Source organism: Kosakonia sp. YIM B13588 (assembly GCF_042788165.1).
GTDB classification, from domain to species: Bacteria; Pseudomonadota; Gammaproteobacteria; order Enterobacterales; family Enterobacteriaceae; genus Kosakonia; species Kosakonia sacchari.
This window is the reverse complement of the sequence record NZ_JBHZPO010000017.1, coordinates 29092-50208: the sequence shown is the minus strand read 5'-3', so window position 1 is coordinate 50208 and position 21117 is coordinate 29092. Positions and strand designations below refer to the sequence as shown.

The following is a 21117-nucleotide window of genomic DNA, read 5'->3' as shown; positions in this document are numbered from 1 at the left end:
AGCGCTGTTTTCTACAGGACCTGTCGCGTCGTTCTGACGTGCGTTTATTCCCCGCAACCTGCATTTCGAATCTGCAAACCTGCCGATGTTATACCCATTTCGGCGCTTCTCAGGACTCCAGGGCCGGTAAGGCATTGTGATAACTGAACAAGGGCTCTCCTGTTAGATCAGGGGTTTTCTCGTGGTTTCGCCGGGCTGTCATACTCGAGTCCCGATACGTGTTTTACAATGAAATGAATAAGAAACCGGTCGCACAGTCGGTGCTTCAGCATATTTCGCTGAAAAGTCAGACTGTTTATGGGTTGTTATCGCTATGTGTCACTGCGATAGTAGTCAACTATTTTATCCGTATGCATTTTCGCGCAGCCGCCTTTGGGCGTCGTGATGTGCACAGGGTATACACTTTCATCTATTGAGGTTCGTTATGTCTGACGACATGTCTTCGTTTTCGCCTTCGTCAGCAGGCGAACAGGGTGTACTACGTTCCATGCAGGAGGTTGCGATGAGCTCCCAGGAAGCCAGCAAGATGCTTCGTACTTATAACATTGCCTGGTGGGGCAATAATTACTACGACGTCAACGAGCTGGGCCATATCAGCGTTTGCCCGGATCCGGACGTCCCACAAGCCCGTGTCGACCTGGCGCAGCTGGTGAAAGCGCGTGAAGCGCAGGGGCAACGTTTGCCCGCGCTGTTCTGTTTCCCGCAGATCCTGCAACACCGTCTGCGTTCGATTAACGCCGCCTTCAAACGTGCGCGTGAATCCTACGGTTACAACGGTGACTATTTCCTGGTTTACCCGATCAAGGTGAACCAGCATCGCCGCGTGATTGAATCGCTGATCCATTCCGGCGAACCGCTGGGGCTGGAAGCGGGCTCCAAAGCGGAGCTGATGGCGGTACTGGCGCATGCGGGCATGACCCGTTCAGTGATTGTGTGTAATGGTTATAAAGACCGTGAATACATTCGCCTCGCGCTGATTGGCGAAAAGATGGGCCATAAGGTCTATCTGGTGATTGAGAAAATGACCGAAATCGCCATCGTGCTGGAAGAAGCCGAACGCCTGAACGTGGTACCGCGTCTTGGCGTACGTGCGCGTCTGGCATCGCAAGGCTCCGGGAAATGGCAGTCCTCCGGCGGCGAGAAATCAAAATTTGGTCTGGCGGCAACCCAGGTTCTGCAACTGGTGGAAATGCTGCGCGAGCGCGGGCGTCTGGACAGCATTCAACTGCTGCATTTCCACCTCGGTTCGCAGATGGCGAACATTCGCGATATCGCCACTGGCGTGCGTGAATCGGCGCGTTTCTATGTTGAGCTGCATAAGCTTGGCGTCAATATCCAGTGTTTCGACGTGGGCGGCGGCCTGGGCGTGGACTATGAAGGTACGCGTTCCCAGTCAGATTGTTCAGTGAACTATGGCCTGAACGAATACGCCAACAACATCATTTGGGCGATTGGCGATGCCTGTGAAGAGCACGGCCTGCCGCACCCGACGGTGATCACCGAATCTGGTCGCGCCGTCACCGCGCACCATACCGTGCTGGTTTCCAACATTATTGGCGTTGAGCGTAACGAATACACGCCAGCGATCCCTCCGGCCGAAGACGCGCCGCGCGCGTTGCAGAGCATGTGGGAAACCTGGCAGGAGATGCATGAGCCGGGTACGCGTCGTTCGCTGCGCGAATGGCTGCACGACAGCCAGATGGATCTGCACGATATCCATGTCGGTTACTCTTCCGGCACATTCAGCCTGCAAGAGCGCGCGTGGGCCGAACAGCTGTATCTGAATATGTGTCACGAAGTGCAGAAACAGCTCGATCCGAGCAACCGCGCACATCGCCCGATTATCGATGAGTTGCAGGAGCGCATGGCGGACAAAATGTACGTCAACTTCTCTCTGTTCCAGTCGATGCCGGATGCGTGGGGTATCGATCAGCTGTTCCCGGTTCTGCCGTTAGAAGGGTTGAATCACGCGCCGGAACGCCGTGCCGTGCTGCTGGATATTACGTGTGATTCCGATGGCGCTATCGATCACTACGTGGATGGCGACGGGATTGCGACGACCATGCCGATGCCGGAATATGACCCGGAGAACCCGCCGATGCTGGGCTTCTTTATGGTCGGTGCTTACCAGGAGATCCTCGGTAACATGCATAACCTGTTCGGCGATACCGAAGCGGTTGACGTATTTGTCTTCCCGGATGGTAGCGTTGAAGTGGAGCTTTCTGATGAAGGCGACACCGTGGCGGATATGTTGCAGTACGTGCAGCTCGATCCGAACACGTTGCTGACGCAGTTCCGCGATCAGGTGAAACAGACCGGGCTTGATGAGACGCTGCAACAGCAGTTCCTCGAAGAGTTCGAAGCCGGGCTTTACGGTTACACCTATCTGGAAGACGAGTAACGCATTTATAGCGTCTGACCGGTAACGAACGGAATCCCTTCCTCGCCAGCACGGCGCGGAAGGGATTTTTTTATCAGCAGGTCAAGCTGCTCTTCTGGTAGAGACTGACTTTATTTCGGCGGGATAACTCGCCATTGCAACCGCTGACAACATCCTGCCGCGTAATCGGGAAACACGCGTGTTGTAAATTATTCACCGTGTTGCGATCCGTTCGAACTCTTTGGTAATTGAAGCGTTTTATTCGCTGTGCTTCTTTTCAGGTGAAACAAAAAGGGAGGCAAGGTTGCCTCCCAATAGATTATTTAATGCCATCTGCCGCCATGCGATCGCGGATATGCTGCGCACGTTCAGCCGAAGCCGGGTGATCGTCAAACATTGTACTCTCACGGCCTTCTTCCATCTTCGCCAGTTTTTCGAAGCTGGTGGCTAACCCGGCTGGACTAATGCCGCGTTTGCGCAACAGGTCATAAGAGTAATCATCCGCTTCGGCTTCCTGGCGCTGAGAGAATTGGGAGTTAACCAGTTGCTCGCCTAGTGCGCCAAGCTGCGACTGTGACAAGCTGCCCACAATCCCGCCGGCGGAGGCTGCTGCCGCGCGCACCGCATTGGTGCCGAGCGCAACCTGCATGCCTTTCTTCACATGACCTAACGCCACGTGGCCCATTTCGTGACCAATCACCGCTTCGACTTCGTTATCGGTCATCATGTCCATCAGCGCACTGTAAACACGGATGCAGCCATTCGCCATGGCGAAGGCGTTGACGTCTTTCGCCACGTAGACTTTGTAATTCACCGGCTGGCCATTGATGTTGTCACCCAGAGCGGTGGCAATTTTATTCAAACGCTGCGTGTACGGGCTGCTCGTCGGAGCGATGGTCGCTTTGCTGTCCATTTGTTTACAGGCGTCATCGCTTAGCGCTTTTACCTGCGCGTCGCTCAACGTGTAGGCCTGGAACGCTTCCGCTCCTGAGCTGAGAAAACCGTTGGAGTTCATGTTCTGACACCCGGCAAGCAGGATGGTCATTCCCAGAGCAAGCAGGGCTGGGCGAATTTTCATTTGTTCTCTTCCGCAATGATTGGATAGCCATTCTGTTCATACACCAATTCAGGCGAACCGGTGGTGAACGTAAGTATAAGGAACAGAACAGAAGGCGGGCGAGGAGATTGCGCAACATGCGAGCAGCTTCCAGAGATTTCTGAATCGGCAAAAGGATGCTCCATGTACATGACTTGTCGCTTGGGTTACATTGTTGGCACTTTTTTCCGGCGTAGCCCAAAACGCGCTGTCGTCAAGTCGTTACGGGAATAGCCCTTAACAGTCCGATCTGGAGTCAAAATGTCCTCACGTAAAGAGCTTGCTAATGCTATTCGTGCGCTGAGCATGGACGCGGTACAGAAAGCCAAATCCGGTCACCCGGGAGCCCCGATGGGGATGGCCGATATCGCCGAAGTGCTGTGGCGTGATTTTCTGAACCATAACCCGACAAATCCGGCCTGGGCTGACCGTGACCGCTTTGTGCTGTCTAACGGCCACGGCTCAATGCTGATTTACAGTCTGCTGCACCTCACCGGCTACGATCTGCCAATGTCCGAACTGCAGAACTTCCGTCAACTGCACTCAAAAACGCCGGGCCACCCGGAAGTGGGTTACACCGCAGGTGTTGAAACCACTACCGGTCCACTGGGCCAGGGCATTGCCAACGCGGTAGGTATGGCGATTGCTGAGAAAACTCTCGCAGCGCAGTTCAACCGTCCTGGGCATGACATTGTTGACCACTTCACCTATGCCTTTATGGGCGACGGCTGCATGATGGAAGGCATCTCCCATGAAGTTTGCTCGCTGGCCGGTACGCTGAAGCTGGGCAAACTGGTGGCGTTCTACGATGACAACGGCATCTCCATTGATGGTCACGTGGAAGGCTGGTTTACCGACGATACGGCGAAACGCTTTGAAGCCTATGGCTGGCACGTGGTTCGTGGCGTCGACGGTCACAACGCAGACGCCATCAAACGCGCCGTTGAAGAAGCACGTAGCGTGACGGATAAACCGTCTCTGTTGATGTGCAAAACTATCATTGGTTTCGGTTCACCGAACAAAGCCGGTACCCACGACTCCCACGGTGCGCCGCTGGGCGACGCGGAAATCGCGCTGACCCGTGAGCAGCTTGGCTGGAAATACGCGCCGTTTGAAATCCCGTCTGAAATCTATGCGCAATGGGATGCAAAAGAAGCAGGCCAGGCGAAAGAAGCGGCGTGGAACGACAAGTTTGCTGCTTACGCAAAAGCCTTCCCGCAGGAAGCGGCTGAATTCACCCGCCGTATGAAGGGCGAGCTGCCGTCTGACTTCGACGCTAAAGCGCAGGCCTTTGTTGAAAAACTGCAGGCCAATCCGGCGAAAATCGCCAGCCGTAAAGCCTCTCAAAATGCTATCGAAGCCTTCGGCCCGCTGCTGCCGGAATTCCTCGGCGGTTCCGCTGACCTGGCTCCGTCTAACCTGACTATCTGGTCTGGTTCGAAAGCAATTAACGAAGACACTGCCGGTAACTACATTCACTACGGCGTGCGCGAATTCGGTATGACCGCGATTGCCAACGGTATCGCGCTGCACGGCGGTTTCCTGCCGTACACCTCCACCTTCCTGATGTTTGTCGAATATGCCCGTAACGCGGTGCGTATGGCAGCGCTGATGAAACAGCGTCAGGTGCTGGTTTACACCCACGACTCGATTGGTCTGGGCGAAGATGGCCCAACTCACCAGCCGGTAGAGCAGGTTGCTTCCCTGCGCGTTACCCCGAACGTCAGCACCTGGCGTCCATGTGACCAGGTAGAATCTGCGGTGGCGTGGAAATACGGTGTTGAGCGCCATGACGGCCCGACCGCGCTGATCCTCTCCCGCCAGAACCTGGCGCAGCAGGAGCGTACCGCGCAGCAGCTGGCAGATATCGCCCGCGGTGCGTATGTACTGAAAGATTGCGCAGGTCAGCCGCAGCTGATCCTGATTGCCACCGGCTCAGAAGTTGAACTGGCTGTCTCAGCGTGGGAAAAACTCTCTGCCGAAGGCGTGAAGGCGCGCGTGGTTTCTATGCCGTCCACCGACGCGTTCGACAAACAGGATGCGGCTTACCGTGAGTCCGTACTGCCGAAAGCGGTCTCCGCTCGTGTGGCGATTGAAGCCGGTATTGCTGACTTCTGGTACAAGTATGTCGGCCTGAACGGCGCAATCGTCGGTATGACCACCTTTGGTGAGTCCGCCCCGGCAGAGCAACTGTTCGAGGAGTTTGGCTTCACCGTCGACAATGTTGTAGCAAAAGCGAAAGCGCTGCTGTAATCATCCTCTGGCCCGGCGGCGCAAGTCCTGCCGGGCCAGCATGATCTCCATTCCAGAGGGTATCTGTAAGACTACAGCTTTGCAGGCCTGCTAAACATAGCGTCATCCACCCATATCAACCCATCAATCAGCCTACCTCTGCTTTAACTTCTCCAGCCGCTTATTACTTATTTAGCCCGCTCTTCACAGCACGACGTATACGCTGTTGAGTTATGCATAAAAAATATACTGGATATTTGTACAGTAAGTCGTATAATAATTCTACAAATTATCCAAGGTGAGTATGTGTAAGGAGTGAACCTATGGTAATCCCTGGTGAAAATTTCAATTCGCAACAGGCTCCGGCGACGATCAGCAGCCGCGAAATCGCAAAACTGACAGGCCTGACTCACACCGAAGTGAAACGGATGGTGAAAAGCCTGGAAACTGCGCAACGACTCTCCCAGCCGGTGAACGAGCATATGTATGAGCGGGAAGGTGAGATGCGACAGGAGTTTTTGCTCAATAAGCGAGATTCATTGATGACGGTTTCGCGTCTCTCGCCCGGCTTTACCGCAGAAATGCTCGATCGCTGGCAGGAGAAAGAGACGCTTATCAGTTTGCCCGATTTTACGAACCCCGCAGCCGCGGCGCGCGCGTGGGCCGAACAGTATGAAAAGCGTCAGCGTGTGGAAGCGCTGCTTGCCGTTTCTGCCCCAAAGGCGGAATTCTTTGACCGGTATGTCAAGGTTGAGGAGTCGCTTGGCTTCCGTCAGCTTTGTAAGATGCTGCGGGTGAAGGAGTCCCTGTTCCGTAGTTTTTTGCTTGAGCGCAACATTATGCAGCGCGTCGACGGTGCGCTGATGCCGCCGCAGTACCATATCGATGCGGGCTACTTTACCGTCCACGGCGGCGTAGGGGAAAATAAGCGTAGCTGGTCTCAGGCGCGTTTTACCGCCAGGGGCGTGAAATGGGTAGCCGATCTGTGGGCTAAACAACTCTCTTCGCTGCCGGTTGAGATGCCGCGCACAGAACGCAGCGAATCAAAAGCACCGGAACGTAGCTGGTTTTAACCATCCTCAGTAAAGCGTTTTGCCGGGATCACCCCTTCTTTATCAACACATCGCGCAGGGATGCTTTGTTGCGCTTGTTCCCCCTTTCTGTAAATTCTTAACCTCAGCAAAAAGCCCTCCGGGCACGCCAATTATTCCAGTAAAAATGTGATGCAGGTCAGATAACTGGCGAAACCGCCTGGACAATCATTCCTTTTATTCCAGGTTTCGCTTATTCTAGCTGAAGCGTTTCAGTCGGCTAAATGTTCGACAAATAATCAAACAGACGCAGTTTAAGCAGGCGAGGATTCCCCTTCTGTGGTGGCTGGATTACTCTGTCATCCACTTCAGGCTGGCTAGCCTTGCAGGAGAGTTATGACCGTACGCATAGCGATTAATGGTTTCGGTCGCATCGGGCGCAATGTGGTTCGTGCTTTATATGAATCAGGGCGTCGGGCGGAAATCACTGTGGTGGCAATCAACGAACTTGCCGATGCCGTGGGCATGGCGCATTTGTTGAAATATGACACCAGCCATGGACGTTTCGCATGGGATGTTCGCCAGGAGCGTGAACAACTGATTGTCGGTGATGACGTTATTCGCATCCTACATGAGCGTGCTATCGACGCGCTGCCGTGGCGTGAGTTAGGCGTCGATGTGGTGCTCGACTGTACAGGCGTGTATGGCAATCGTGAAGATGGCGAGGCGCATCTGGCGGCGGGCGCGAAAAAAGTGCTCTTTTCCCATCCTGGTAGCCACGACCTTGATGCAACGATTGTTTTCGGCGTTAACCAAAACACGCTGCGAGCCACTGACCTGCTGGTATCTAACGCGTCCTGTACGACGAACTGTATTATTCCGGTCATAAAACTACTCGACGATGCGTATGGCATTGAGTCAGGAACCGTGACAACGATTCACTCGGCGATGCACGACCAGCAAGTGATTGACGCCTATCACCCCGATTTGCGGCGTACGCGCGCGGCCAGCCAGTCCATCATCCCGGTGGATACCAAACTGGCGGCAGGCATCACGAGAATTTTCCCGCAGTTTAATGACAGATTTGAAGCGATAGCGGTACGTGTGCCGACAATTAATGTCACCGCTATCGATCTGAGTGTAACGGTGAAGAAACCGGTAAAAGCCAGTGAAGTCAATGCGTTGCTGCAAAAAGCAGCGCAGGGAACATTTCATGGTATAGTTGACTATACGGAATTACCGTTGGTTTCAACCGATTTTAACCACGATCCGCACAGTGCCATTGTTGATGGCACGCAGACACGGGTCAGTGGCGCGCACCTGATTAAAACCCTGGTATGGTGCGATAACGAATGGGGCTTTGCTAACCGAATGCTCGACACGACGTTAGCAATGGCGGCTATTGGTTTCAGGTAGGGCGCAATAGCGCTCGCAAAACTTTAAGAATCATTGAGAGGATTCACCATGTCTGTAATTAAGATGACCGATCTGGATCTGGCTGGTAAACGCGTTTTCATCCGTGCTGATCTGAACGTGCCGGTTAAAGATGGCAAAGTGACCAGCGACGCGCGCATTCGTGCTTCTCTGCCGACCATTGAACTGGCGCTGAAGCAAGGTGCGAAAGTAATGGTGACTTCCCATCTGGGTCGTCCGACCGAAGGCGAGTACAACGAAGAATTCTCTCTGCTGCCGGTTGTTAACTATCTGAAAGACAAACTGTCCAACCCGGTTCGCCTGGTTAAAGATTACCTGGACGGCGTAGAAGTTGCCGCAGGTGAACTGGTCGTTCTGGAAAACGTTCGCTTTAACAAAGGCGAGAAGAAAGACGACGAAGCGCTGTCTAAAAAATACGCTGCACTGTGCGACGTGTTCGTGATGGACGCATTTGGTACTGCGCACCGCGCGCAGGCGTCTACGCATGGTATCGGTAAATTTGCTGATGTTGCTTGCGCAGGCCCGCTGCTGGCAGACGAACTGGAAGCACTTGGTAAAGCGCTGAAAGAACCGGCTCGTCCGATGGTTGCTATCGTTGGTGGTTCTAAAGTTTCCACTAAACTGACCGTTCTGGATTCTCTGTCCAAAATTGCCGACCAGCTGATTGTTGGCGGCGGCATTGCTAACACCTTCGTTGCTGCGCAAGGCCACAATGTTGGTAAATCCCTGTACGAAGCCGATCTGGTTGATGAAGCCAAACGCCTGCTCAGTACTTGCGATATCCCGGTTCCGACAGATGTTCGCGTTGCGACTGAGTTCTCTGAAACCGCAACCGCGACCCTGAAATCTGTTTCTGATATCAAAGATGATGAGCAAATTCTGGATCTGGGCGACGTTTCTGCACAAAAACTGGCTGAAATCCTGAAAAACGCCAAAACTATTTTGTGGAACGGTCCGGTTGGCGTGTTTGAATTCCCGAACTTCCGTAAAGGTACCGAAATTGTGGCTAACGCGATTGCAGACAGCGACGCGTTCTCCATCGCAGGCGGCGGCGACACTCTGGCGGCGATTGACCTGTTTGGTATCTCTGACAAGATTTCCTACATCTCCACTGGCGGTGGCGCGTTCCTCGAATTTGTGGAAGGCAAAGTACTGCCGGCAGTAGCCATGCTCGAAGAGCGCGCTAAGAAGTAAGACATTCAAGGGCAGGGAAACCTGCCCTGTTTTCAGCGCGCTTTCGGGCTCGCTTTAATTCTCTACACAAAATCATTCAAGTTGCATCAAGGCGGCAACGGAGTGAATCATCAGGAACTGACTGAAATAAGTCTCTGATGTAAGCGAAGGCAGCCAGCGCCGAGTCAGCTTGATGGATGATGTGTACAACGGCCGAAGATACAGGACTACGTAACATGTCTAAAATTTTTGATTTCGTAAAACCTGGCGTGATCACTGGTGATGACGTTCAGAAAGTGTTCCAGGTAGCTAAAGAAAACAACTTCGCTCTGCCTGCGGTTAACTGCGTGGGTACTGACTCCATTAACGCTGTTCTGGAAGCTGCAGCGAAAGTTAAAGCGCCTGTTATCGTTCAGTTCTCTAACGGCGGCGCTGCGTTCATCGCAGGTAAAGGCGTGAAAACCGACGTTCCTCAGGGCGCGGCAATCCTCGGCGCAATCTCTGGTGCGCATCACGTACACCAGATGGCAGAACATTACGGCGTGCCGGTTATTCTGCATACCGACCACTGCGCGAAAAAACTGCTGCCGTGGATCGACGGCCTGCTGGACGCGGGTGAAAAACACTTCGCAGCTACCGGTAAACCGCTGTTCTCTTCTCACATGATTGACCTGTCTGAAGAGTCTCTGGAAGAGAACATCGCGATCAGCTCCAAATATCTGGCGCGTATGGCCAAAATGGGCATGACGCTGGAAATCGAACTGGGTTGCACTGGTGGTGAAGAAGACGGCGTAGACAACAGCCATATGGACGCGTCTGCACTGTACACCCAGCCGGAAGACGTTGATTACGCTTACACCGAGCTGAACAAAATCAGCCCGCGTTTCACCATCGCTGCTTCCTTCGGTAACGTACACGGCGTGTACAAACCGGGTAACGTGAAACTGACTCCGACTATCCTGCGCGACTCTCAGGAATATGTTTCCAAAAAACATAACCTGCCGCACAACAGCCTGAACTTCGTATTCCACGGTGGTTCCGGTTCTTCCGCTCAGGAAATCAAAGACTCCGTAAGCTACGGCGTTATCAAAATGAACATCGATACCGACACCCAATGGGCAACCTGGGAAGGTATTCTGAAGTACTACAAAGAAAACGAAGGCTACCTGCAGGGCCAGTTGGGCAACCCGAAAGGCGCAGACCAGCCGAACAAAAAATACTACGATCCGCGTGTATGGCTGCGTGCAGCGCAGTCCAGCATGGTGACTCGTCTGGAGCAGGCTTTCAAAGAGCTGAACGCGGTAGACGTTCTGTAATTTGTACTGCTTTTGTCTGAAAAGGCCCGCAAAATGCGGGCCTTTTTTATTGCGAATTCAACGGAATGCCTGAGAACACAAAATGTGATCAGCTTGGCGAAATGGCGGCTTTTTGTTTACCCTTTAGGGATCTCTCCTTACTTGAAGGGGTGGTTTTCCCGTTTTGGAACAACATAAGGAAGCTCGAATGGAAGATCTTGACGTTGTCGACAGCATTAATAATGCAGGTTCATGGCTGGTAAACAACCAGGCGCTGTTATTGAGCTATGTCGTTAATATCGTGGCGGCTATCGCCATTATTATTGTCGGGATGATTGTGGCACGCATTGTCTCGAATACCGTTAATCGCCTGATGGTGGCGCGACACATTGACGCCACGGTGGCGGATTTTCTTTCCGCGCTGGTACGCTACGGTATTATCGCGTTTACGTTGATTGCCGCGCTGGGGCGCGTTGGTGTGCAAACAGCCTCGGTGATCGCGGTTCTCGGTGCAGCCGGTCTGGCTATCGGTCTGGCGCTGCAGGGCTCGCTCTCTAACCTCGCGGCTGGTGTGCTGCTGGTGACTTTCCGCCCGTTCCGCTCTGGCGAGTATGTCGATCTGGGTGGCGTGGCCGGTACGGTATTGCAGGTGCAAATTTTCTCCACCACCATGCGCACTGTCGACGGGCGTATTGTGGTTATTCCTAACGGCAAAATCATCGCCGGAAATATCGTTAACTTCTCTCGCGAACCGGTGCGTCGCAACGAGTTTATTATTGGTGTGGCGTATGATTCCGATATCGATGAGGTGAAACGCATCCTGACTGAAATTATTCAGGCTGACGAGCGCATTATCAAGGATCGTGAAATGACGGTACGCCTCAATGAACTCGGGCCTTCATCGATTAACTTTGTGGTACGCGTCTGGAGCAAGAGCAGCGATCTGCAAAACGTTTATTGGGATGTACTGGAACTTATCAAACGCCGTTTTGATGAAAACGGCATCAGTTTCCCGTATCCACAAATGGACGTGAACTTCAAACGCGTGAAAGATCCCGCCGCGCAATAAACATCAAGGCCGGGGTTCCGGCCTTATTTATGCTCTTCATTATTAGGCGAGCTTATTAGCGATTAGCATTATCCATTTCATCTAATGATTTTCCCGCGCTATAGTCAGCGTTCGAAACAACTCTGACGGAATTACCACGTGCTATCTTATTATTTTCAAGGAGTTATGCTTGGGGCTGCGTTGATCTTGCCGCTTGGGCCACAAAATGCCTTTGTCATGAATCAGGGCATCCGCAGGCAGTACCACATTATGACTGCGGCGCTTTGCACGCTCAGCGACGTATTACTGATTTGCGCGGGCATTTTCGGCGGGAGCGCATTGCTGATGCAGTCGCCGTGGCTATTGGCACTGGTGACGTGGGGCGGCGTGGCGTTTCTACTGTGGTACGGCTTTGGCGCACTGAAAACGGCGTTCGGTAGCACCATTGAACTGGCGAATGCTGAAGCAATGCGCCAGGGACGCTGGCGCATAATCGCCACCATGCTGGCGGTTACCTGGCTGAACCCTCACGTTTATCTCGATACGTTTGTGGTACTCGGCAGTCTTGGCGGTCAGCTTGATGCGGAGCCAAAACGCTGGTTTGCACTGGGCACGGTGAGCGCCTCCTTCCTGTGGTTTTTCAGCCTTGCTTTACTTGCGGCCTGGCTTGCTCCTCGTTTGCGCACGGTGCAAGCACAGCGGGTGATTAACACCCTGGTGGGGTTGGTGATGTGGTTTATCGCTTTCCAGCTGGCGCGCGAAGGCGTGCACCATATGCTGGGATTATTCAGTTAAGGTAAGTCCGATGGACAATTCACGCTTAGCCGCTAAGCTTGCTGCCAGGCGTCCTGCAATTCTGGGCGTAACAAAAGCACCATGGAGGAGCAACTGTGAAATTTAAAGTGATGGCCCTGGCGGCAATGGTCGGTTTCAGCGGGATGGCAGTACAGGCGAGCGAATTGCCGGACGGTCCGCATATTGTCACCTCAGGTACGGCAAGCGTGGACGCGACCCCGGACATCGCCACGCTGGCGATTGAGGTTAATGTCGCCGCGAAAGACGCTGCCTCAGCCAAAAAACAGGCCGATGACCGTGTTGCGCAATATCTTAGCTTTCTTGAGCAAAACGGCATTGCCCGGAAAGACATTAATTCCGCGAACTTACGCACACAACCTGATTATGACTACCAGAACGGCAAAAGTATCCTGAAAGGCTACCGCGCAGTGCGTACCGTGGAAGTCACGCTGCGTGAGCTGGATAAACTTAATTCACTGCTGGATGGCGCGCTGAAAGCGGGGCTGAACGAAATTCGTTCTGTATCGTTGGGCGTTGCGCAACCGGAGTCATTCAAAGATAAAGCGCGCAAAGCGGCTATCGATGATGCAACGCATCAGGCGCAGCAGTTAGCGGCAGGCTTTAACGCTAAACTCGGTCCGATCTACAGCGTGCGCTACCATGTGTCCAACTATCAGCCGAGCCCGATGGTACGCATGATGAAAGCGGATGCGCCAGAAGCCGCTTCCGCACAGGAAACCTATGAGCAACCGTCGATTCAGTTTGCTGATCAGGTAGATGTCGTATTCCAGTTGGAACCGACCCAGAGCCAGCCGCAGACTGCGGCACCGGCGAAGTAATCCTTTTCGCCCTCTCCCGACCGGGAAGAGGGCGTTTTATTAATCCTGCCGTAACACCCGATGCCCATATTCCAGCAGCGCGTCCGTGACGTTGCGCATCATCCGGCTTTCCGGCGCAAAACGGTGCCAGTACAGCATCCGGCGTTGCAGCAAACCGGGAGTCAGGTCGATCAGATCACCACTGTTCAGCTCTTTTTCGATTTGCAGATGCGGGATCATGCAGCAGGTCGTCCCCTGGCGCGCCAGTTGAACAAACGCTTCGGAAGAGTTGACGATATGGCAAGGCACGCTGCCCGGCGGTAAGTCGAAATACTGCTGTAAAAACGCCTGATGCATATCATCGAGATGATCAAACGCGACCGCCGGTGCTTTTAGCAGCGCAGAGCGGGTGACGCCGTTCGGGAAATAACGCTCGGCGAACGCTTTCGAACCGACAAACAGGTAATCCAGCGCGCCAAGTTGGTCGACAAGGCAACTGGGCAGCGCTTGCGGCTGAATACTCACTGCGCCAACCACTTCACCGCGACGCAAACGCTCCTGAGTGCGGGTTTCATCTTCCACCTGAAGATTCAGGCGAATCGGTGAGTCGGCCAGTACCGGGGCTAATGCAGGCAGCAGCCAGGTCGCCAGGCTGTCGGCGTTGACCGCCAGCGATAACAGTAGCGGTGTGGAGCCGGTTTGTTCGTCGCCAAGCCACTCCTCTTCCAGCAGTTCGACCTGGCGCAGCAACGCCAGCAGTTTTTGCCCCTGCTCGGTAGGGCGAGGCGGCACGGTGCGCACCAGCAGTGGCTGACCAAACATATTTTCCAGTTGCTTAATGCGCTGCGACACGGCGGACTGGGTAATACACAGCTTTTGTGCGGCACGTTCAAATCCGCGCTCACGAATAACCGCATCAAGCGCCTGTAATGTTCTGTAGTCCGGACGTTTCATTGCTCGGGCATTCTCCTGAAAAAATCGTACTCAGCACTATGACATAAATTTTTGTTCGGTACAGACGAAATTGGACGTTGCGTAATGTGACACTGGTCACAGGGACATTTAGGGTAACGCTGGTCTATAATGCGCCTGAAATTTCACACCACAGGCAAACGACCATGACGCAGGATGAACTCAAAAAAGCAGTGGGCTGGGCAGCGCTGAAGTATGTAGAACCTGGCACCATTGTTGGGGTTGGCACCGGCTCTACCGCGGCACACTTTATTGACGCGCTGGGCACGATGAAAGGCCAGATTGAAGGCGCAGTTTCCAGCTCGGACGCGTCCACCGAGAAACTGAAAAGCCTTGGTATTACCGTATTCGATCTCAACGAAGTGGACCGCCTGGGCATTTATGTGGATGGCGCGGATGAGATTAACGGCCAGATGCAGATGATCAAAGGCGGTGGTGCGGCGCTGACACGTGAAAAAGTTATCGCCTCGGTGGCGGATAAATTCATCTGTATCGCGGATGCTTCCAAGCAGGTTGATATCCTAGGTAAATTCCCACTGCCGGTGGAAGTGATTCCGATGGCGCGTAGCGCTGTTGCCCGCGAGCTGGTCAAGCTGGGCGGTCGCCCGGAATATCGCCAGAACGTGGTGACGGATAACGGCAACGTCATCCTGGATGTTTACGGTCTTGAGATCATCGACCCGATTGCGCTGGAAAACAGCATCAATGCGTTGCCGGGCGTAGTGACTGTAGGGTTATTTGCTAACCGTGGTGCGGATGTGGCGCTGATCGGCACCGCTGACGGCGTGAAAACTATCGTGAAATGATCTGACAGGGAGGCGCATGCCTCCCTGTAAAAAATCTGCAATGGGCAAATTTGGTGATATCTGTCACGTTTTCGCCCTTGTCATGCTTTACCTGCCGCTTGCTTCTTGTTTCTTAGCATTTTTCTCTGCCATTTCCCGCTGTATGACATTTCTTCAGGTGCCTGACGCAAACGTTCATATTGCCGCGATAGTTTTTTTTGATATGTTGACTAACGCGGATTGCAATCTGCACAACATCACAGTCAAGACAAAAAACAGGGTCGGGTAAATGGCAAAGGTATCACTGGAGAAAGACAAGATTAAATTTCTGCTCGTCGAAGGGGTGCACCAGAAAGCTCTGGATAGCCTTCGCGCTGCGGGTTACACCAACATTGAGTTTCACAAAGGTGCGCTGGATAGCGAGCAACTGAAAGAATCCATCCGTGATGCCCACTTTATCGGCCTGCGATCCCGTACTCAACTGACTGAAGATATCATCGCTGCGGCGGAAAAACTGGTGGCTATCGGCTGTTTCTGTATTGGTACCAACCAGGTGAATCTGGATGCGGCGGCGAAGCGTGGTATTCCGGTATTCAACGCGCCGTTCTCCAACACCCGTTCGGTGGCAGAGTTAGTCATTGGTGAACTGCTGCTGCTGATGCGCGGTATTCCTGAAGCGAACGCCAAAGCGCATCGCGGTATCTGGAACAAGCTGGCAGTTGGTTCGTATGAAGCGCGCGGTAAAAAACTCGGTATTATCGGTTACGGCCATATTGGCACGCAGCTCGGTATTCTGGCGGAATCGCTGGGGATGCACGTCTATTTCTATGATATTGAAAGCAAACTGCCACTCGGCAATGCAACACAGGTGCAACATCTCTCGGACTTGCTGAATATGAGCGATGTGGTGAGCCTGCATGTGCCGGAAAACGCTTCTACAAAAGATATGATCGGGCCGGAAGAGCTGGCGCTGATGAAACCGGGCGCACTGCTGATCAACGCCGCACGCGGTACGGTGGTGGATATTCCGGCACTGTGCGATGCGCTGAAACGTAAACATCTGGCGGGCGCGGCAATCGACGTGTTCCCGACTGAACCAGCAACCAATAGCGATCCGTTTGACTCTCCGCTGTGTGAATTCGACAACGTCCTGCTGACGCCGCACATTGGCGGTTCCACGCAGGAAGCGCAGGAAAACATCGGCCTGGAAGTCGCCGGTAAACTGATCAAGTACTCCGACAACGGTTCGACGCTTTCTGCTGTGAATTTCCCGGAAGTCTCTTTGCCGTTGCATGGTGGGCGCCGTTTACTGCACATCCACGAAAACCGCCCTGGCGTGCTAACCGCACTCAACCAGATTTTCGCCAGCCAGAATATCAACATTGCAGCGCAGTACCTGCAAACCACGCCGTATATGGGTTATGTGGTTATTGATATTGAAGCGGATGAGGATGTGGCGCAGAAAGCGTTGCAGAGCATGAAAGCGATTCCGGGCACCATTCGTTCCCGTCTGCTGTTCTAAACGTTGCTTTTTCCTCTCCCGCAAGGGAGGGGAAAGTTACCACTGCCATATTCTGGACGGCGTAACCACTGCAGGCAGCGGGATATCCCACTCTTCCACCGGCAGCTTCTCCACACCCTGGCAGTCATGCGCGTAACCCACCGGTTGCAGGCCGTATTCGCGCCAGTTTTGTAATGTGCGATCGTAAAAACCACCGCCCATGCCTAAGCGCTGCCCTTGTTCATCAAAGGCGACCAGCGGCGTAATCAGCACGTCGAGCTGGCTGAGCGGCAACACATCGCGCACATCCAGCTTCGGTTCCTGAATTTTCAGACGGTTGACGACCAGTTCACTGTGTGGGTGGTAATGCAGAAACAGCAAATTGCCGGGGCTGAATGGATGCAACACCGGCAGGTAAACGCGTTTACCGCTACGCCAGAGTTGCTCAATCAACGGTTGGGTATCCAGCTCGCCATCAAAAGAGAGAAACAACGCTACGCTATGTGCCATCACAACCGGCGCATATGCCATCATGCGTGCCGCAGCCTGCTGGGCGAAGTGCGTTTGTTGTTCAGGAGTGAATTCACGCCGGCGCTGGCGAATAACTTTGCGGATTTCTTGTCGTGACGAAGGGAAATCAGGAAATTGCGTCATGGTGATTATAAAAAAAGAAGGGAATCTCCGAGATGCCGCCGCTGGCTGTAACCCTTGAACCCTTGGTTCAAGGTGAATGCGTCGTCATAGCTTTAAGGCTTCTCGGACGGACCGAGCATGCTCACCAACCATGGATCGCCACATTCTTGTGGTATGAAATATCGGCTCAGGGGACTGGCCCGCTTGCAAACATCTCAGAGATATTTTTTGGCTTCACGGTCACTCTAACACAGATGACCCTGAAGCGTTATTCAAACTTTGGTCCCGGTCTTTCTGTTATGCGACCTTGATCAAGCAATGCTTGTTCGATGGTCTGCTGTAACATCCGAATACGCTGTTCCATGCTGGCGGCGTATTCGCGGGTCTTTGCTTTTTCCTGAGTCAGCTCGTAACTAATGTTTAACGCGGCGATAAACACCAACTGCTCAGTATTTGTGACTCTAGTGCGAACCTTCAGATCTTGCAACCGCTGATTCAGATCCTCCGCGGCCTGATTCAGAGCATCTCTCTGTTCAGGCGGGCAATTCACTCGCAGTGAACGGCCAAAAATTTGGATATCGACGGGTTGTGCAGACATGCCACCTTCCTGCTGTTTGACTGCGCTCTGCCTTCGCATTCGAGCCCTGGGCTGCGAAGGGGCGACACTATAAGCTACCCCGGCGCGCGCTTTCAAGCTTTTTGCGTCTATACCTTAATGATTCGGAGTGCATGCAAACGCATGGAACGTGAAGCATCACGGGTATATCACCAGGGGCCAAAGTGGTAGCATATCATGAATATTCCCCCCAACGACGACGAATGCGCATGTCTATACAGAACGAAATACCTGGTTACAACGATGTAGCCCAGCTACTCAACCAACAGGGCGTGGGATTACTTCCTGCTGAAATGCACGGGCTTATCGCGGGGATCCTCTGCGGCGGTAACAAAGACAGCTCCTGGCAGCCGCTGCTGCATGATTTAACCAACGACGGTCTGGCATTCGGTCACGAACTGGCGCAAGCGCTGCGCAGCATGCATTCAGCAACCAGCGACTCGCTGGAAGACGACGGTTTCTTGTTCCAGCTCTATCTGCCGGATGGCGACGATGTTAGCGTTTTCGACCGCGCCGACGCGCTGGCGGGCTGGGTGAACCATTTCCTGCTGGGGCTGGGCGTCACCCAGCCGAAGCTCGATAAAGTGACGGGTGAAACCGGCGAAGCGATTGACGATCTGCGCAACATTGCGCAACTGGGTTATGACGAAGACGAAGATCAGGAAGAGCTGGAAATGTCGCTCGAAGAGATCGTCGAATACGTCCGCGTCGCGGCGCTGCTGTGCCACGACACGTTCACGCGCCCGCAGCCTACCGCACCGGAAGTGCGTAAGCCCACGTTACATTAATTCACTTTGTAGGGAGTCGGTGTCATGACACAGCTTGAATTTCTCCGTCGCCGCCAGGCATTGCTGGCGCAAATGGTGCCGGGCAGCGCGGCGTTAATTTTCGCTGCACCGGAAGCCACGCGCAGCGCAGACAGTGAATACCCGTACCGCCAGCACAGCGATTTCTGGTATTTCACCGGTTTTAACGAGCCGGAAGCGGTGCTGGTGCTGATCAAAAGTGATGACACCCACAACCACAGCGTGCTGTTCAACCGCGTGCGCGACAAAACCGCCGAGATCTGGTTTGGTCGTCGCCTTGGTCAGGAAGCCGCACCGGAAAAGCTGGGCGTCGATCGCGCACTGGCTTTCCCGGAAATCAACGAACACCTTTATCAATTACTCAACGGTCTTGATGCGGTGTACCACGCGCAGGGTGAATTCGGCTATGCCGACACCATTGTGTTCACTGCGCTGGATAAGTTGCGCAAAGGTTCGCGTCAGAATCTGCTTGCGCCGCCAACGTTAACCGACTGGCGACCCATCGTACACGAAATGCGTTTGTTTAAATCTGCCGAAGAGATAGACGTGATGCGTCGCGCCGGGGAGATCTCCGCGCTGGCGCATACCCGTGCGATGCAGGTTTGCCGTCCGGGGATGTTTGAATATCAGCTTGAAGGTGAGATTCAGCACGAGTTTAACCGCCACGGCGCGCGTTTTCCCTCCTATAACACCATCGTGGGTTCCGGCGTCAATGGCTGCATCCTGCACTACACGGAAAATGAGAGCCAGATGCGTGATGGCGATCTGGTGCTGATTGATGCCGGTTGTGAATACAAGGGATATGCCGGTGATATCACCCGCACCTTCCCGGTAAACGGCAAATTCAGCCCGGCGCAGCGCGAAATCTACGATATCGTGCTGGCGTCACTGGAATGTGCTCTTGCGCTTTTCCGCCCAGGTACGTCGATCCAGGAAGTGACCAGCGAAGTGGTGCGCATCATGATTACCGGGCTGGTGAAGCTCGGCATCCTGAAAGGTGAAGTCGATGAACTGGTGGAAAAAAACGCGCACCGCCCGTTTTTTATGCATGGCTTAAGCCACTGGCTCGGGTTGGATGTGCACGATGTCGGTGTGTATGGCAAAGATCGTTCGCGTGAACTGGCACCTGGCATGGTGCTGACGGTTGAACCAGGTCTTTACATCGCGCCGGATGCCGATGTGCCGGAGCAGTATCGCGGTATTGGTATTCGTATTGAAGATGACATCGTCATCACTGAAGACGGCAACGAAAACCTGACCGCCAGCGTCGTGAAAAGCGCTGACGAGATTGAAGCGCTGATGGCGGCACCACGTTCATGAGTGTGATTATCGTTGGCGGTGGCATGGCTGGCGCAACGCTTGCGCTGGCGATTTCTCATCTTACTCACGGCAAATTACCCGTTCATCTGGTAGAAGCCAGCGTTCCTGGCGCATCCGCGCATCCGGGATTTGACGCCCGCGCCATTGCGTTAGCGGCAGGCACGTGCCAGCAGCTGGCGCGCATTGGCATCTGGCAAGCCATCACTTCCTGCGCAACGCCAATTTCAACGGTGCATGTCAGCGATCGCGGCCATGCAGGCTTTGTCACGCTGGATGCACAGGATTACCACATCGATGCGCTTGGTTACGTTGTTGAACTGCATGACGTTGGGCAGCGGCTGTTCACGCTGTTGCAAAATGCGCCCGGCGTGATGCTGCATTGCCCGGCGACAGTCAGTGCGGTTGCCCGTAATGAGCAACAGGTGAGCGTGACGCTGGAAAGCGGTGAATGTATTACCGGTCAGTTATTGGTGGCGGCAGACGGCTCCCGTTCACGCATTGGTGAGCAACTGGGTGTGGACTGGCAGCAAGCGCCTTATCACCAGGCGGCAGTTATCGCCAATGTCACCACTTCTGTGGCGCATCAGGGGCGGGCGTTTGAGCGTTTTACCGAACACGGCCCGCTGGCAATGTTGCCGATGTCACAAGGTCGCTGTTCGCTGGTGTGGTGCCATCCGCTGGAGAAACAGCAGCAGGTTGCCGGCTGGTCTGACGAACGTTTTTGCCACGAGTTACAAAAGGCTTTTGGCTGGCGGCTCGGGCGCATCCTGCATGTGGGCAAACGCAGCGTTTATCCGCTGACGCTGACCGTGTCCTCTTCGCCGGTCTCGCACCGCGCGGTGCTGGTCGGCAATGCCGCGCAAACGCTGCATCCTATCGCCGGGCAGGGTTTTAACCTCGGCATGCGCGATGTGATGACGCTGGCGGAAACGCTGGCTGAGGCGTGGGCGGCACAACAAGATGTTGGTTACTACCCCGTGTTGACGAGCTACCGCGATCGCCGTCATGCAGATAAAAAAGCCACTATCGGCGTCACCGATGGACTGGTGCATCTGTTTGCCAATCACTGGATGCCGTTGGTCGTTGGGCGGAATGCAGGGCTGATGGCTATGGAATTATTTACCCCGGCGCGCGATGCGCTGGCGCAGCGTACCCTCGGTTGGGTTGCCCGTTAAAGACAAA

The 21117-nt window shown here is 54.0% G+C and carries 19 protein-coding genes and 1 other RNA gene; 15 read left to right on the top strand and 5 right to left on the bottom strand.

Features of this window, described 5'->3' with window-relative positions; translation table 11 throughout:
* Positions 1-233 precede the first annotated feature (233 nt).
* Entirely contained in the window at positions 234-416 is a 183-nt protein-coding gene (gene yqgB, locus ACFX4U_RS21725; protein ID WP_200553403.1) for an acid stress response protein YqgB, read from the top strand.
* Between the two features lie 8 nt (positions 417-424).
* Positions 425-2401 (top strand): biosynthetic arginine decarboxylase, encoded by a 1977-nt coding sequence (gene speA, locus ACFX4U_RS21720; RefSeq protein ID WP_305735053.1) that lies wholly within the window; start codon positions 425-427, stop codon positions 2399-2401.
* Positions 2402-2699: 298 nt separating this feature from the next.
* Here the strand turns inward: speA and ACFX4U_RS21715 are convergent, their stop codons facing one another.
* Positions 2700-3458: a M48 family metallopeptidase gene (locus ACFX4U_RS21715; RefSeq protein ID WP_313507348.1), complete on the bottom strand. Its 759-nt coding sequence runs from the start codon at positions 3456-3458 to the stop codon at positions 2700-2702.
* Positions 3459-3737: 279 nt separating this feature from the next.
* On the opposite strand from ACFX4U_RS21715, the gene tkt reads away from it, so the two are divergent.
* From tkt to ACFX4U_RS21675, 8 genes are all read left to right on the top strand, one after another.
* Positions 3738-5729 (top strand): transketolase, encoded by a 1992-nt coding sequence (gene tkt / locus ACFX4U_RS21710; RefSeq protein WP_313507350.1) that lies wholly within the window; start codon positions 3738-3740, stop codon positions 5727-5729.
* A 302-nt stretch (positions 5730-6031) separates the two neighbouring features.
* Positions 6032-6781, top strand: a complete 750-nt coding sequence (locus ACFX4U_RS21705; RefSeq protein ID WP_313507352.1) for a phage antirepressor KilAC domain-containing protein — start codon at positions 6032-6034, stop codon at positions 6779-6781.
* Between the two features lie 354 nt (positions 6782-7135).
* Complete coding sequence (epd, locus tag ACFX4U_RS21700; RefSeq protein ID WP_313507354.1) at positions 7136-8155, top strand: erythrose-4-phosphate dehydrogenase; 1020 nt, start codon at positions 7136-7138, stop codon at positions 8153-8155.
* A gap of 48 nt (positions 8156-8203) precedes the next feature.
* Positions 8204-9367 carry a phosphoglycerate kinase gene (pgk, locus tag ACFX4U_RS21695; protein ID WP_305735058.1) on the top strand — a complete coding sequence of 388 codons (1164 nt, stop codon included), beginning with the start codon at positions 8204-8206 and terminating at the stop codon, positions 9365-9367.
* Positions 9368-9582: 215 nt separating this feature from the next.
* The gene (gene fbaA / locus ACFX4U_RS21690) at positions 9583-10662 is read left to right on the top strand and encodes a class II fructose-bisphosphate aldolase (protein ID WP_131408558.1); all 1080 of its coding nucleotides are present in this window, start codon (positions 9583-9585) and stop codon (positions 10660-10662) included.
* 187 nt (positions 10663-10849) lie between these two features.
* On the top strand, positions 10850-11710 hold the full coding sequence (locus ACFX4U_RS21685; RefSeq protein WP_017457595.1) for a small-conductance mechanosensitive channel MscS: 861 nt from the start codon (positions 10850-10852) through the stop codon (positions 11708-11710).
* A 138-nt stretch (positions 11711-11848) separates the two neighbouring features.
* Positions 11849-12484: an arginine exporter ArgO gene (gene argO, locus ACFX4U_RS21680; RefSeq protein WP_313507355.1), complete on the top strand. Its 636-nt coding sequence runs from the start codon at positions 11849-11851 to the stop codon at positions 12482-12484.
* Positions 12485-12579: 95 nt separating this feature from the next.
* On the top strand, positions 12580-13323 hold the full coding sequence (locus ACFX4U_RS21675; RefSeq protein WP_017457597.1) for an oxidative stress defense protein: 744 nt from the start codon (positions 12580-12582) through the stop codon (positions 13321-13323).
* Positions 13324-13362: 39 nt separating this feature from the next.
* Here the strand turns inward: ACFX4U_RS21675 and argP are convergent, their stop codons facing one another.
* Entirely contained in the window at positions 13363-14256 is an 894-nt protein-coding gene (gene argP / locus ACFX4U_RS21670; protein WP_017457598.1) for a DNA-binding transcriptional regulator ArgP, read from the bottom strand.
* Positions 14257-14420: 164 nt separating this feature from the next.
* On the opposite strand from argP, the gene rpiA reads away from it, so the two are divergent.
* Both rpiA and serA read left to right on the top strand, forming a co-directional pair.
* Positions 14421-15080 carry a ribose-5-phosphate isomerase RpiA gene (rpiA, locus tag ACFX4U_RS21665; protein WP_017457599.1) on the top strand — a complete coding sequence of 220 codons (660 nt, stop codon included), beginning with the start codon at positions 14421-14423 and terminating at the stop codon, positions 15078-15080.
* Between the two features lie 268 nt (positions 15081-15348).
* Positions 15349-16581: a phosphoglycerate dehydrogenase gene (gene serA, locus ACFX4U_RS21660; RefSeq protein ID WP_017457601.1), complete on the top strand. Its 1233-nt coding sequence runs from the start codon at positions 15349-15351 to the stop codon at positions 16579-16581.
* A 36-nt stretch (positions 16582-16617) separates the two neighbouring features.
* Here serA and ACFX4U_RS21655 read toward each other — a convergent pair whose 3' ends face one another.
* The 3 genes from ACFX4U_RS21655 to zapA form a co-directional block, all read right to left on the bottom strand.
* The gene (locus ACFX4U_RS21655; protein ID WP_313507357.1) at positions 16618-17214 is read right to left on the bottom strand and encodes a 5-formyltetrahydrofolate cyclo-ligase; all 597 of its coding nucleotides are present in this window, start codon (positions 17212-17214) and stop codon (positions 16618-16620) included.
* A gap of 20 nt (positions 17215-17234) precedes the next feature.
* Positions 17235-17418: non-coding RNA, 6S RNA (gene ssrS, locus ACFX4U_RS21650), on the bottom strand.
* A gap of 43 nt (positions 17419-17461) precedes the next feature.
* The gene (gene zapA / locus ACFX4U_RS21645) at positions 17462-17791 is read right to left on the bottom strand and encodes a cell division protein ZapA (protein ID WP_017457603.1); all 330 of its coding nucleotides are present in this window, start codon (positions 17789-17791) and stop codon (positions 17462-17464) included.
* 227 nt (positions 17792-18018) lie between these two features.
* Here zapA and ACFX4U_RS21640 point away from each other — a divergent pair, with 227 nt between their 5' ends.
* From ACFX4U_RS21640 to ubiH, 3 genes are read left to right on the top strand one after another with little or no spacing between them, the layout of a single operon-like run.
* Entirely contained in the window at positions 18019-18597 is a 579-nt protein-coding gene (locus ACFX4U_RS21640; protein ID WP_305735061.1) for a YecA family protein, read from the top strand.
* A gap of 24 nt (positions 18598-18621) precedes the next feature.
* On the top strand, positions 18622-19935 hold the full coding sequence (pepP, locus tag ACFX4U_RS21635; RefSeq protein WP_305735062.1) for a Xaa-Pro aminopeptidase: 1314 nt from the start codon (positions 18622-18624) through the stop codon (positions 19933-19935).
* Positions 19932-21110: a 2-octaprenyl-6-methoxyphenyl hydroxylase gene (ubiH, locus tag ACFX4U_RS21630; protein WP_313507358.1), complete on the top strand. Its 1179-nt coding sequence runs from the start codon at positions 19932-19934 to the stop codon at positions 21108-21110. The genes pepP and ubiH overlap by 4 nt, the downstream gene beginning before the upstream one ends.
* Positions 21111-21117 lie beyond the last annotated feature (7 nt).